Here is a 14,348-nt window from a genome sequence, read left to right as displayed (position 1 = left end):
TTCATCCTTTCAAGTTCTCAAAGCAATCGATATATTCTTCAGCGATTCGATCCCCGTCAATGACCAGGTCGCCGATCGTCTCCATGGCCAAGTCATTAATCTCATCGATGATCAAACCGGGCATCGTCCCGTGACGGTCAGCCACTTGGTTTAAGTCTGCATTCGGAATGGATCCTGTCAAAACACGCAGCGCCTCCAGCTGATATGGTGCCAGCATCTCCGCAAAGCGGGCCCATTCCTCATCCAGCCCGGAGGTGTCCCAAGCTGCCGAGCCGGCATTCGTCGCTTCGACGGATTCTGAGGGCCTCGAATCTGTACTTGCTGCATGATGATCATCTGCCAGGAGTTCCGGACTGTGATCCGTTTCCGTTACGGGGGCAGGTTCCTGATCGGAGCTTACATCTGTATCCAATACTTGGCCAGATCCCAACTCCAACCGGGGATCCGTCTTCAGAACGCTTGCAGGTTCCCTTGACTCTTCAGAATGAAGAGCAACGACCGGATCGCTGATCGAACCTTCACCAGACGTATCCGAATGGACGGCGCTCGACTTATTTGCAGGGGCAACCGATTCCTCGTCTTTCTCCTCTGTCGTACCCGGTTCTTCAACGGTGAGCATGCTCCGGACATATTCGGTGTCCTTTTGCAGTGAAGCGAGCTTGTCCGAATCGATCACAATCGCCGGTCTTTCCTCCTGCCGAGCGGTCAGCTCACGCTTCAGATAAAGCTCCACAAGCCGCTCGATCGAGGGGGCGATTTGTACGCCTCTCAGACGCCCCTTAAATCCGCGGTGTTCCCGCAGCTTGTTTTCCGTGTACCGGATAATTTGCGTCACCCAGCTCCGCAGCGGAGCATGGTTGCGGATCGGAATGGTGGTCACCGGAAGTAAACGCCCATACAAACGGGCATCGTACACCGCTCTGTGGAACAAATACCGTTCAGTTGTTTTTGGCGGAATATCCGGTGCAAACAATGCCTTCCATTGATCGCTTTCCTTTTCGCGCAAATAACCGGCAGCCAGCGATACGATCCGCGGAATATGATAATCTAAATCCTCTTGGCCCGCTTCCACATAAAACCTGCTGTCCTGGACATCATAATCGCTTAAAATAAGCAGCAATTCCATCGGAATCTGCAGCGGTTTTTCTTGGAACAATCGCACGAGCTCCAAATCCATCAGCTCATGGGACAGCAAGCTGCCCGCCCTTTGCGTAATGTGAATCAACGGAATACCAAGCTTGTGAATAAGCACAAAGTCGGCGGTCCATTCCTTTAAATAATGATCCAGCCTGGGGAACTTATCCCGGTAAGCCGTCCAAATCTCATCCAGCAGCCTGTATCCTTCTCTGGGATCGGTCCAGCCGACTTGATGAATCAGCTCATAAACGTATATGAAGATATAGGACAGATCCGTACGATGATAACGACCCTGCCGCACTTCGCTCCTCCAGTAAAAATACCATTTCCGCTGAGCTTCGGTCATCTGCTGATAAGTCGCCCAATAGCTCATAAAAGGAACAAATGGGGCCGGCTCGCCAGCTTCATCCGCTCTTCCAAGCGCTTCCTCAGCAAAGGCCTGCTCCCGGCTCTCCATACTAAACGTTATGGATTTCGACGGAGTGACGGCCGCGGGGTCCCGGGCGGGAATGCGCATGCCTTCTCCGGCATCTCCGCCCAGGTCGATTTCCGTAAATTTAATGGGTTCTCTTTCGTTATTGTTCACGTATATCCATCCCTAACCGGTGATTTCCAAACTAAATCCGAACCAGTCTATCTAGATTTGCAAGACTAACATCATGAATTAAAAATATTATATCATGGCAGCCCCGAAACTTTATGGAATTTCAATTTCATTGTATGTGTTGATTATAGAACGCACGTTCGCCGGTTTCAAGGCCGGAATCGAAACGCACGCAAGCCGGCGCCAAAATTTCTGGCGCCGGCTTGCGGCAGGCAGGAAGGCTTAACCGCCGCTTTCCCCCTCTTTTTATTCATGCTATTTTTGCGCGATGAGCGTATACATCATTTTCGCTGTTTCTGCGCGGGTGACTTGACCCTGCGGATCGAACTTGCCGCCGCCTTTGCCGTTCATCAGACCGAATTGACCGGCTTCCGTAACAGCCTGCTTCGCCCATCCGGATACGTTTTGCATGTCGGCAAAGCTGCTGGATGCAGCCGATTCGCCGCTCCAGTTCTTCGCTTTGGCTAGCTTCACCAAAATCGCTGCGGCTTCCTCGCGGCTGATCGGATCCTGAGGTCTGAATTTGCCGCCGCTTCCTTGGATGAGTCCGAGTTTTGCGGACTCAGCCACCGCACCGGCGTAATAGCTGTCCGCCGGAACATCCGTAAAGGCCGCACTTCCCGAAGCTTGCGAAGTCGTGCCCATCATTCGCATCGCCAGCGTGAGGAAATCCGCACGGCTGACGTTCAGCTTAGGCCCGAATCGGTTCTCGTCGATTCCGTTGACCAGATGTTTGGCTGCCAGCTTACCGATGTATTCGTCCGCCCAGGAGCCGTTCACATCTGCAAATTGTTTATGATACTCCAGCACAGCGAACGGAGCAAGGTGATCTGCCGTAAAGCTCACGGAGCCGCTGCTGAAGCGACCTCCGAGAAATTTAGGCTGGCCGCTGCCCAGCTCATAAACCCCAGCGTAATCGGTATCCAATTTTTGCAGCTGCTTCGTGGTGAGCTTACCCTCAACCGTAACGGGGCCGCTCAGATTCTGGATTTCGGATTCCGCCTGACCATTGACCTTGACCAGCTTAAGTGTGTACACCGGTCCGGCGAGACTATAGTCGGATTGGGAGCCAATGGCATCTCGTACAGCCTGGCTGGCTGTACTGTTCATCGTCGCATCCATACGCAGTACCAGCTGCTGTGCATCGGTCAGCGAGCCCGGCCACGATGCCGCAGGCACCGTAACCGTCATGTCCGGTGCGGCAACGATCAGCGACAGACCGTTTTGTTTGGCTTTGGCCACGCTGGCTGCAGGCAGGGACAAGGAAGCCGCCTGTTGTCCTTGGCCGCTCGCTCCGTCGAGCGTGATGACGATTTTGCCGTTCGTGCTTTCGGTCATTGCTTGGTCCAATGCCTTCACATCGGCTTGATAGCTTCCGTTCGTGCCCGGCTTCAGCACCACGGTTCCCTTATTGCCGCCCGCTCCCGGATCAGAAGGCGTTTCAGGGGAATTGGCGTTTCCGTTACCCGGTTGTGACGGCGTTGGTCCGCCGCCATTTCCGCCACCGTTGCCTCCACTGCCGCCCCCGTTGTTTCCACCGTTGTTTCCTCCGTTACCGCCGCCAGGGTTGCCGGAATTGTTTTTCCCGGTATAGAAGCCCCAAATATCGGAGAGTGTGCTGCCGCTGTGCGCGTCTTCCGCTTTTACGTACCACTGCTGGTAGCTGTCCGCAGGCAGTCCGTTCCATAAGACAGATGCCTGGGACCCGCTGGCCACATCACGGCTGCTTCCGATTTCGCTATCGGTGAACACTTTGACGCTAATGTAATCCGTCGCAACCTGCTTGGTTTTCGGCTGGAGATCCAGGTCCAGGTCAAACTCGTCCTTACCCGGATTTTCCTGCGGATCATAGTAGTTATAATCGTTCAAATATGGCGAATACGTTTTGATGTGAAGCTTGTTGTTTTTCATATCGAACTGCATAAGACGGATGTAGCCCAGCCCGCCCTCAGGCGCTCCCTGGTAGTCGGCGAGCATCTGATAGACGTTACGGTCTGGCACGCCGTCGCCGTTGTCATCAAGCTCATCCACCTTCAGCTCCGCGTCGTGATAATGCCCGGACAGCGCAGCGATGACATTTTTGTTCGGCTTCACCACTTTTTCGAAAATTTGGTCCGCAATCGGTGCGCGGTTATTCGATACGAGCATGTACTCATGCAGGCACAGGATCGCTTTGCGTTCCGGATACTTGGACACCACTTCGTTCATCCATTCGATTTCGTCGTCCCCGAGACCCCAACCCATGTAGACGATGATAAAGTCGTTTCCGTTCGAAGATACCAGATCGTAATGACCGCGATTGTTGTCATAGGAGCCGGCAAACGTCGAGTTGTTCTTAAAGCGTTCCTCTCCGAAATACGCTTTGAACTTCGTATAATCGTTATCCTGATGGCCCACGTCGTGGTTACCGGCCAGTACCCCGTAAGGAATGCCGGCATTCTCCAGCACCTTCATGTCCTTGTCGGCTTCGACCCACTGATACTCCTCATAGGATTTGTCGACGACGTCGCCCGTGTGAATGACGTATTGAATATTCATTTTTTCCTTCTGGGCAGCGATCCAGTTGACGATATCCTGATAAATTTTTGGATAGCTCTGCGAATAGTACTGAGTGTCGGACATCCAGACGAACGAGAAGTCATAAGGATCTTCCTGCTCCGGCGAAGGCTTGGTGCCTGCGACCGCACCCTCACCCGCCGGGGCGATTTCGTCTTGCACCATGACGTCGATCGCTTGGCCAGACGCATAATCTCCCGCCTTCACGGTTGCGTTCAGCTCAAAGTCTTCGGTTCCGGCGATCACATGATCAAGCTGGATCCATTGGTTTTGCGCTGGGCTCCAGGCATACAAGCTGACCTTGCGGCCTTCGAGCGACTTTCCTTTCCAGTGGATATCCACGCGGTCCGACGCTTTCACGGATGGGTCAAGCTTCACTTCGAACCGCTGGTAAGGGAACTTGTCTACCGACTCGTTCACCAAATATTTGCCGTCTTCCGCACTGATTTTGGCGTAATCTCCCGGATTCATTTGCGTTTCGCCTGCAGGAGCCATTTCCTTCGGAGGCTCGGTCACCGAAGCGTTCAAGTACCCTGTAAAGTCCTCCGTCCGGCTTCCGTCGTATTTATACCCCTTGTAAAAGAGCACATTCATCGGGTCCTGGCTCGGGTCTTGCACCTTGACGGTCAAATTGGCACTGCTTCCCACGTTTGTCTGTCCTTGCTGTGGGCTGATCAGCTCCGGAGCCAGCGGATTCTCGTCCGGCACTTTGAATTTTACGGTCCGTGTGGTTTCATTCCCCGCTTTGTCCACCGCATGAATGGTCAGCGAATGTTCTCCGCCTTTCAGCGATCCGGACGAAGTTTGATACGGAAGCTTGATGCTTTGATCGTCCAGCTTCACATCAACCTTATCCACACCCGCATAAGCGTCCTCGATTTCGGCATCCAGCGTAAACTCGCCGCGGTATTCCTTGCCGTTTTCGATCGATGGCTTGATCTCCGGAGGCGTATTATCGACGATGACGGTAGACTTATATTCATCCGTTCCGTCCGTCACTTTGATTTCGTGCGGGCCGTCTGTCGCTTCGAGCGTGTTCCAGGCGTAAGCCTTGGACTTCAGCTGGTCGGCAGTCAGGTTAAACTTGAACCCAACAGACTCGTTTTTTCCGGCGGAATCCCCCATTTTGATCACTTGATCTTTAACGGCATAGGCCGGATCCCAGATTTCGGTTCCGTCCGCCAGCACGAGCCTTACGTTCTTGATCTCAAAATCGTCCTTGTTCTCTTCCGGTCGATCGTCAAACGGACCCGTTTTGGAACCGGCGCGAACATAAATGATATTGTCCTCATCCGCCTTAAGACGATCGGCGCTGATCGGGAACGAAAGCGTCGTATACGTTGTGATCGGGTCCAGGAACGTATACAGAATCGATTTGTCTCCGAGCTCTGCCGGTCCCATCGTCACTGCATTTTTGAAGTAATAGTCGACATTGACCGCATCGAAAACAAAGTAAGCGTCATGCTCAAGCTGGGTGAACGTGCTGCCATCCGCAACCAGTTTATCGTCAATGCTCAGCTGCAGTTTGTCCGATCCTAGGGATTCGGCCGTGCCTTTAATAGTGCTTGTCCCCTTAATGATCTGTTGGTCCTTCACGTTCAACCGAAGTGGAGAAGAATCCGGTCCACCCGTGACGTTTACTTTGACCACGTCGGATTTCGTTTCGTTCACGCCGTCTGACGCGACAAAATAATATTCGATATATTTTCGGCCGATCAATTCGGCAGAGGACAGCTTATAATGGTACATCGTATCGTTGAAGTCCTCGGACAGATTATGCAATGTAAAATCGCTCTGCTTGTCGGAGCGCACGTATACCTGAACGGACCGGACTTCCTTGTCGTCCTGCGCATCGGCGATCAGCTCGAGGCTCTTCGACTGTTCGATTTCCTTAATCTTCGTTACATCCACGATCGTCGGAGGATTGCTGTCCTCTTCCTGATGGACAGGCTCGCTTGGAACTTGAGAAGCTGCAATTGTCCCCGGGGATGCCGCTTGTGTCCCGGTGCTTGCCTTAATCATCGTCGTGCTGCCGTTCTGAGGGTAAGCATAATGCAGCCCCATATTTTCCTTGGTTTCGTCGCCTTTCGTGCCGTTCTCGTACAAGGTATCCGCGTCATAATAAGCCGCCGAAATTTCCCTGCCTGTATTCGTTTTAATGACAATCGCACGGCGCCCGGAATTGGACATCCCGTCGCTCTGAATCATAAACAGGTTTTGGTTTTCTACCAGATTCGTTTTGTAGAAATCGTTGAATTGTTCCGCCGTGTATGACTGGTTGGCGCTGTTTTTGATCCATAAAACGACCGTTTCCTTGGATGGGATGACATAGTCCTCCATCGTCGACGGCCATACGACATCACCGGCCGCCCCATTATCCGGGTAGCGGTAATACAGCTTATAGTTTTTAAAAGATACCGGCTGGTCCGTATTGTTGTACACTTCAATCGCTTCATATGCGTCGGTCGACGTACCGGACACGTTTGTAGTATTCGGGACAAGCTCCGTGACCAGCAGCGAAGGTGCCTTATCCGGATCAAACTCGGGCAGGTTCACCTTGACGGAGTATGCTTTCTCCGTTTGGCTGGCTGCGATGCGGTAATCGATTTGGGGCTCAACCAGCGCCGAGGCCGGAATGGTCGCCTTATAGTCGCCTGTTCCTTGAGCGTCTGCCATCGGGATCACCGTATATCTCGTTTGGCCAGGCGTTTTGTAGAGCAGCTGCACAGGAGCCGGAGTGCCGTCGCTGTTCTTGCCCGGATTCTCGACATGCGCCTGAATTTCGAGGTCCTTCACTTCGACGGAAGTTGGCGGCGTATGGGTGATGACCGTCTCGCTTCCTTCCGGCACCTCGACCGGAACGAGCTGTGCGGAGTCAACCGTTCCCGGTGTCGCCGGGACTTGTCCGGAAGCAGGCATCACTGCCATTTGCACGCTGCCTTCGGCCGGATGCTGAAACAGGATCCCCTGATTCATCTTGACGTGCGGGGCCTCATAAGATGCCGTCACAATTATGCTGCCCGCGCTATCCTTAATGGACAGCGTTCTGGCTGCCGTGTTGGCCATGCCACCGCCGCCGTTGATCCGGAACAGGTTCTGACCCTCCACCAGGCTCGTCCCGTAATTTTCGTTAAACGCTTCCTGGGTCTCGCCTTTGTTGCTGTCGTTCATAATCCAGAATACTGCCGGGCTGTGAGCAGAAATGATCATATCCTCGCCGCTGACCGGCGTCCAGTTGTCTTTATAATTGTAAAAGAAAGAATAATCCTTAAAATTGATGTTCTGATCCGTGTTGTTATAAACTTCGACATATTCGTAAGCATCTGCTGAAACACCAGCCACGTTGGCTGTATCCGGAACCATCTCGGTAATCAGCAGCGGCAGCCCGGCTGCGGAAATGTTCGCCACCGTATCCTGCCCGGTGCCTGGTTCTATTTCGCTGCCCTTAATAGGCGCGCTATAAGCGATTGTCTGGAGCACCTTGGACTGCTCGTCCAGCAGCGTTATCGAATAATTCAGAATCGTGCCCTTTAGCGCCTCTGCTGGAATGATTGCATTGTATGTATCCTGCTTGCCTTCGACCTGTACTAACGGTACCGATGCTTCGGTGTTCCCGTCCACCGCATACTTCACGACGCCTGACCAACCAGCCGCGGCTGTTCCTGTGATGGCTGCGCTCACCGTGAAATCTGCCGAAACTTCAGCAGGTGCCTGATGAGCGATCTGCAGCGTATTTTGCGTCTGCTGACCCTCCTGCGGGGTCTCCGTGTTCGTGCTGTTGTCTGCTGCGGGGGCGGTGGGATCGTTCACCGGCTCCGCCGTAACGACAGGCGCCGTTTGATCGTTTAGGCCGTCTGCGTAGCTGACGGGTGCTGCTGCGCTGATCAGCATACTGCCAAGCATCACGGCGGACACGCTGCGCTGCAGCTTACTAGTCCTCTTCAATGGGTAAGTCTCTCCTTCACTCATGAAATGTTGTCTGCATCCTGATGTCTGCATACTTCAGTGTAGTGAGTTTTTATTTACGCCATGTCATTGGAATGTAAAGGGATGATTAATCTCATTAAACTTTCAGTCCGGTAAAGCGATGAAGGCGTATTTCTTACACTTGACGCAGCAAAAAAGGACTGCAGCAAAAGCCTGCAGTCCTTGTCATGTCATGTAACAGCAAACGAAATGGATGATAACCATTCATCCGCCTTGATAAGTTGGATTCAACTGGTTAAGCCTGCACTGCAGGGCCAGCCTCCATCACTTCCCGGATCAGCACCTTGCTGCCCGTCTTAGCGCTTTCCAGCGCAGCCAGCACCATGGCCATGCTGTAGATGTTGTCGCTGCAGTCCGTTTCCGGCTTGCGCCCCGCTTCAAGCGCCGCGAACATTTCGTCCAGGCAGCCGTGATGGAAGGTGTTGCGCATGGAATCAAGCACGCCGGGCACGCGCGTATATTCGCGGATAAACTTGCCGTCCTGATCCCCTTCGGCTACGACTTCGGCATAAGGTTCGCCGTGCCCGTCCCAAACGGCCGTCCCCTTTTCTCCGGTGACGCGCCAGGATGCTTCCCAGGATGTCGGCATCCCCTCGGCGCACCAGGAGCCGCGGTAGTTGAACACCGTGCCGTCGGACATCTCAAAGATGCAGATCGCCATGGCGTTCCCCTCATACCAGGACCCCGGAGGATTAAATTCGTGGCAGTATACGGAGACCGGATTGGCTCCAGTAATGAGGCGGGCCTGATCAAACGTATGGATCGCCATGTCCAGGAGCAGCGGGCTGGCCATCGCTTCGCGGAAGCCGCCAAAATGGGCGCCGATAAAGAAGTCTGCTCCGATAAACCCCGTCCGTCCGATCGTTCCCTCGGCAATCAGCTTGCGGAAGGCCCGGATGCGCGGGTCGTAACGCCGGTTCTGCATCACGGCATGCGTGCGCCCGGTCCGCGCCGATCTCCGGACAATGTCCAGACAGTCCTCCATCGTTTCAGCCAGCGGCTTCTCTGCAAATACGTCGCAGCCCAGCTCCAGAGCCGTCGAACTTACACCATGATGGCTTGAAGGAATGGTCACGTCAAAAACGAGATTGGCTCCCGAGGCCTGAATCGCTTCCTTGACATCTGTAAATACCGGGCAGTTCAGCGACTTGCGCTCAGCCATCGCCAGCGCCGCTTCCTTTTTAATATCCACCAATCCGACGATCTCGGTGTCTTCCCGCCCGGCTGCGTAATCGACCCAGGTATTCGCCATGCCGCCGCAGCCTGCGACGACGACTTTGTACTTCGCAGTCATCTGCTTGTCCTCCTACACCGGATTCGGGATGAAATCCCCGCCCCGGCACCGTTTTAAATAATTCAATGCGTGTACCTGGCCCGTCATCTCCAGTTCGCCCCTGTAAACCGGGTCATGCCAGCCTTCGATGTCGATCGTTCCCTGATATCCGTTCTGCCGCAAAATGGTGATAATGTCCGCCCAGTTGCTGTCGCCGAATCCCGGCGTCCGGTGCCAGACGAACGGCTGATTGCCGTGAACGCCGTGCTCTCTGACGACATCCCATGCGATCGTGGCGTCTTTTCCATGCACATGGAACACTTTCGGGGCCCATTTGCGAAGCTGCGGGATCGGATCGATCAGGCTGACCATTTGATGGCACGGCTCCCATTCCAGTCCGAGGTTGTCCGCCGGCACGGCATTGAACATCATTTCCCATGCAGCCGGACCATGGGCGATATTCCAGTCCCCGGTCTTCCAGGTGCCGTCCATGTCGCAGTTCTCAAACGCCAGTTTGACACCTTGACCTGCCGCCCGCCGCGCCAGCTCTCCAAATACCTCCGCAAATTTCGGGATGGATTCGTCAATGGGACGTCCTGTCAAACGGCCCGTGAAACCGGATACAATTTCAGTGCCGAACAAATGGGCATGATCGATCAGCCGCTCCCACGTCGCCAGCGTATCCTCATTGTTGCCTTCTCCAGTTAAAGGATTGCCGAACACACTGATGGCCGAAATGACAAAATCATGTTCATCCGCCAGCTCTCTCACTCGCACAGCAAGCTCCTTCAGATCGGTGCCCCCCGAGGTTTGCCAAAAAGTCAGATTAAACGATTCAAAGCCGTGCTTGACGATCTGCGGGATCACCCGGACCGCGTCAGCACCGCCGACCAGCGTTCCGATACGCATGATATTGGTATCCAATATTGTGATCACTCCTATATTGACATATAGTATTCGTAACATCACCATTATAGCGGGGAGGACCGCCGTTTTCTCTAACCGATCTTGTGGAATACTAGTCTGATTTTGAGGGGGTGTGGAAATGACCTATCCCAGGGACCTATGGGAAGATACCGCGCTGGAGAATACCGCTTATCCGTTCCAGCTTTTTCAAAACCGCTGCCTTGCCGCCCGCGCCGGCCACTGTATTCTGTACCTGCACTGGCACGAGCATTTTGAGCTGCTTGTCATGAAGCGCGGCAGCGCCGTGTTCCATATCGACAGCCGCCCGTATGCTGCAGCTGAAGGGGATGTCCTCATCATTCCCGGCGGGAGCCTTCACGTTGGCTACTCCCTCGCCGAAGGCGACGTCCATTATGACTGCATTGTCGTCAATGCTTCCCTGTTTAATGACTGGCTGCATGATCCTATACATATTCAATACGTCGCCCCCTATCTGGAAGGCCGGCTTCGGTTCCCTGTAAAAATTAGCTCTTTTGAAGAAGGGCATCCCGGTTATTTGGCGCACTTGGAGGAGATCATCCGGGAACTCAGCTCCAAGCCTCCGGCTTACCAGCTGACCGTGAAATCCAGACTGCATCTCTTCTTGACGCTGCTGGCCAGGGAGAATAATCCGAGCATGCTCGAAGCAGAGGCACATAACGCTTATTTTCCCAACCGGGAGAGGTTTAAGCAGCTGATCCGGCATATCGAATCGAACTTTTCGGATAAAATGACCGTTGAGCAGGCGGCCAGGCAGGTCAGCCTGAATCCATACTATTTCTGCAAGCTGTTCAAGCGGCTGACGGGCCGCACTTTTGTTGAATACGTTAACATTTGCAGAGTAAAGGAAGCCCGCCGGCTCCTGACCGAAACCAACGAATCCGTGACGGAAATCGCTTCGCGTGTAGGGCTTGATAATCCGAATTATTTTACGAAGCTCTATAAAAAGTACATGGGGACGACACCAACCAGGGAAAGAAAAAGCTGAATAGGATTGGCCCCGGTGCCAAAACTCCATTTGGTCCAAAGAAAGCAGGTGCGATCCGTTTGCAGATTTACGTAATGAAGATTATGTAAACATCAGGGCGATAACACAGGGTTGTTCGCACAGACTCCCTTGTTATACGTACCCAACTTTTCTTCGGGCTTCCATTTTCAGCTGCCGTACAAATGCAAAGGGCTTAGCTGATTAGCTAAGCCCTTTGAGAGATTAATAGATAAACGCCTTGGTGATAATGACCAGGAGAATAAACAGAACGAGAATGGCAGCTACGCTGTTCCCCCACATTCCGCCGCCGTATCCAGCACCAGCTACTTCACTCATGTGCGAGTCCCTCCTTCGTATCGGAATACATCACATTCTATGATTCGATCCTGGGAGAGGAGCGGGCTAAGAGGAAGGTTCCCGCCAATATGTGCTGCTGTTATGCAGGGCGGTTTATCCCTTAACCTGGATAGGCTCCAGCGGCGCCCGGTTGCCGTAGACCGGGGCCGCCGCCCCGCTGGGGACAGCCCACTGCACGGCGTTTGTGATCACCCGCTGAATTTCCTCGTTATGATAAGTCGGATAGGTTTCATGACCCGGCCGGAAGTAGAAAATTTTGCCCCTTCCCCGGTAGAACACGGCTCCGCTGCGGAATACTTCCCCGCCCTCGAACCAGGACACGAACACCAAGTCATCGGGCGCCGGGATGTTAAAATGCTCCCCGTACATCTCCTCTTTCGGCAGTTCGATATACTCGCCGAGACCGGCGGCAATGGGATGAGCCGGGTTAATGACCCAGATCCGTTCCTTGTCGTCCGCCTCGCGCCATTTCAGCTGCCCGGTCGGCGTTCCGAGCAGCCGGCCGAATATTTTGGAGGCATGGCCGGAGTGAAGTACGATGAGCCCCATCCCGTCCATGACCCGGCGGTACACTTTGTCCACGACCGAATCCTGGACTTCATGATGGGCAAGGTGGCCCCACCAGACAAGCACATCCGTCTGCGCAAGCACCTCATCGGTCAATCCGTGCTCCGGTTCATCCAGCGTCGCCGTTGCAACGGTCAATCCGGCCTTCTCTAGAAATCCGGCGATCGTGCCATGGATGCCATCCGGATAAATCTCGCGGACGGCGGCATGCCGCTGCTCATGACGAAACTCATTCCAGACCGTAACTTTCATAATGTTCAGCACTCCTTCGAAAAGCCGATACTGACGGTCTGGAATCGTCCGGCGCGCTATTTTACGCTGTTGTAACGCTCATAGGCATCCGTCCGGATCGTCACCAGCCGTTCCAGACCCATCTCATTCAGCTTTTTAATGTAAGCGTCCCACTGCTCGTCGATACCGCCTTTTGTAATCCACTGTGCGCGGGTCGTCCGCACATACGTATCGATATCGGTCGTGAGCGTCGGCAGCTCCTGAAATTCCTCAGCGGTGTACATGACATTCGGGAACGGGGTCGTAACGTAATCCTTGCCCAGCTTGTCGATGGTCAGCTTGAGGCCGTCCCCGTTGCTCGGGTCGAGGATAATATTTTTCTCAAAGCTCGGGCTCACGTATTTCGGGCCAAAATCACGGACGGAGGACTCCCAATACCACGCATCCGCACTGGTCCCTGCCGGCGGATTCATCAGGGCATAGGTGCCGTCGTCGTTTTTCTTAATGACGGTGTCGATGGCGCCCCAGAAGTTTTGGATGCTGGCTTCGTTCGTATAGAACTGGTCCGCCCAGCGCGCTGCCGCTTCCGGATATTTGCATGTCGTGGTGATCAGCAGCTCGTTACGCCGGTAGCTGAGCCCGTTTGGATCGCCGACTTGATAACGCTTACCGTCCGGTCCGGATATCGTCGGAATGGTGACATATTCGTCCTTCCATTTGCCGAACACCGCATCCGGCGTCCACTGATGGGTGAAGCCGACCAGCGATACGTCCGGATTTTGCTGCTTGGCCGTCAGCATTGTGTTGTCCTGGGTAAACAGCTCCTGGTCGATCAGTCCTTCCGAGAACAGCTGATGCGCCCACTTGATCGCTTCCTTGTATTCTTCGGACGTCGGATAATACACCGGTTTGCCGTCTTTGATCATCATGCCGGTACCATTCAGGTCCGTAATGCCGAATGGATTGAGCAGGTCCATGCTGATGTCGCCGGATCCGCTGTACGGAATTTCGTCCTTTTTACCGTTTCCGTTCGGATCGTTTTCTTTAAAAGCCTTCAGCACTTGATGCAGCTCATCAATCGTCTCGGGAACCTGAAGCCCAAGGCGGTCCAGCCAGGCTTTGTTGATGACCGGCTGATTCTGCGTCACCGGACGGGACGGCAGCCTTGCGGGCAGGGAGTACATTTTTCCGTCCGGGAAAGTGCTGATCTTCTTCAGCTCCGGCGACTCCTTCATGGCCGCTTTCAAATTCGGCATGTACTTGTCAATATAATCGTCCAGCGGCTGGAAGAGGCTGAGATTATTCACGATATCCGAATCGGAGAAAGCGATGTCCCCAAAGACAATATCAGGCAGCGTGCCGCTGGCCAGCATGATCGATTTCTGCTCGCCCCAATCGTTGGAAGACATGACCTGCCAGTTGATCTTGATATTCGTTTCTTTTTCCAAATTTTGCAGCCAGGTGTTCTTCGTGAATGTGTCGCCCATATTGCCCCACCGGACGGTCAGCACGTTCAGCGTAATCGGCTCCTTCACAATAGGAAGGCCTGTTTGATTGAAGCTGTCGCTGCTTTCGGCCGTTTTTCCGCCGGAGTCGCCGCCGCTGCACGCCGTCACACCGACCAGCAGCGTGGACACCAGCCCCAAGGTAACCAACAGTTTACCGGCTCTTTTTTTGCCCATTCCAGAAATCCCCCTAATATT

Annotated in this window: 8 protein-coding genes; 1 reads left to right on the top strand and 7 read right to left on the bottom strand. The window is 53.9% G+C overall.

The window, feature by feature from the left end:
* Window position 1 precedes the first annotated feature (1 nt).
* The 4 genes from ABID47_RS16415 to ABID47_RS16400 all read right to left on the bottom strand — a co-directional run bounded on the left by ABID47_RS16415 (window position 2) and on the right by ABID47_RS16400 (window position 10,466).
* A complete protein-coding gene (locus ABID47_RS16415; RefSeq protein ID WP_354498219.1) occupies window positions 2–1,723 on the bottom strand; it encodes a TerB N-terminal domain-containing protein in 1,722 nt (573 codons plus the stop codon).
* A 273-nt stretch (window positions 1,724–1,996) separates the two neighbouring features.
* Entirely contained in the window at window positions 1,997–8,242 is a 6,246-nt protein-coding gene (locus ABID47_RS16410) for an S-layer homology domain-containing protein (protein WP_354498217.1), read from the bottom strand.
* Between the two features lie 277 nt (window positions 8,243–8,519).
* Window positions 8,520–9,578, bottom strand: coding sequence for a Gfo/Idh/MocA family protein (locus ABID47_RS16405; protein ID WP_354498215.1), 1,059 nt, complete (start codon window positions 9,576–9,578; stop codon window positions 8,520–8,522).
* 12 nt (window positions 9,579–9,590) lie between these two features.
* Window positions 9,591–10,466, bottom strand: a complete 876-nt coding sequence (locus tag ABID47_RS16400) for a sugar phosphate isomerase/epimerase family protein (RefSeq protein ID WP_354498797.1) — start codon at window positions 10,464–10,466, stop codon at window positions 9,591–9,593.
* Window positions 10,467–10,602: 136 nt separating this feature from the next.
* On the opposite strand from ABID47_RS16400, the gene ABID47_RS16395 reads away from it, so the two are divergent.
* A complete protein-coding gene (locus ABID47_RS16395; protein WP_354498213.1) occupies window positions 10,603–11,490 on the top strand; it encodes a helix-turn-helix transcriptional regulator in 888 nt (295 codons plus the stop codon).
* A 222-nt stretch (window positions 11,491–11,712) separates the two neighbouring features.
* Here ABID47_RS16395 and yjcZ read toward each other — a convergent pair whose 3' ends face one another.
* From yjcZ to ABID47_RS16380, 3 genes are all read right to left on the bottom strand, one after another.
* On the bottom strand, window positions 11,713–11,826 hold the full coding sequence (gene yjcZ, locus ABID47_RS16390; protein ID WP_084203718.1) for a sporulation protein YjcZ: 114 nt from the start codon (window positions 11,824–11,826) through the stop codon (window positions 11,713–11,715).
* Window positions 11,827–11,940: 114 nt separating this feature from the next.
* Window positions 11,941–12,669: a ThuA domain-containing protein gene (locus ABID47_RS16385; RefSeq protein ID WP_354498795.1), complete on the bottom strand. Its 729-nt coding sequence runs from the start codon at window positions 12,667–12,669 to the stop codon at window positions 11,941–11,943.
* A gap of 53 nt (window positions 12,670–12,722) precedes the next feature.
* Window positions 12,723–14,327 carry an extracellular solute-binding protein gene (locus tag ABID47_RS16380; RefSeq protein WP_354498211.1) on the bottom strand — a complete coding sequence of 535 codons (1,605 nt, stop codon included), beginning with the start codon at window positions 14,325–14,327 and terminating at the stop codon, window positions 12,723–12,725.
* Window positions 14,328–14,348 lie beyond the last annotated feature (21 nt).

This window comes from Paenibacillus favisporus (assembly GCF_040545415.1).
In the GTDB taxonomy this organism is placed as follows: Bacteria; Bacillota; Bacilli; order Paenibacillales; family Paenibacillaceae; genus Paenibacillus_AQ; species Paenibacillus_AQ favisporus.
The sequence above is the reverse complement of the archived record's forward strand: the minus strand, read 5'-3'. Positions and strand labels throughout refer to the sequence as shown.

Coding starts and splice junctions, on each gene's coding strand:
- ABID47_RS16405 (WP_354498215.1), bottom strand. CDS start 9,578: ATGACTGCGAAGTACAAAGTCGTCGTCGCAGGCTGCGGCGGCATGGCG.
- ABID47_RS16400 (WP_354498797.1), bottom strand. CDS start 10,466: ATGCGTATCGGAACGCTGGTCGGCGGTGCTGACGCGGTCCGGGTGATC.
- ABID47_RS16395 (WP_354498213.1), top strand. CDS start 10,603: ATGACCTATCCCAGGGACCTATGGGAAGATACCGCGCTGGAGAATACC.
- yjcZ (WP_084203718.1), bottom strand. CDS start 11,826: ATGAGTGAAGTAGCTGGTGCTGGATACGGCGGCGGAATGTGGGGGAAC.
- ABID47_RS16380 (WP_354498211.1), bottom strand. CDS start 14,327: ATGGGCAAAAAAAGAGCCGGTAAACTGTTGGTTACCTTGGGGCTGGTG.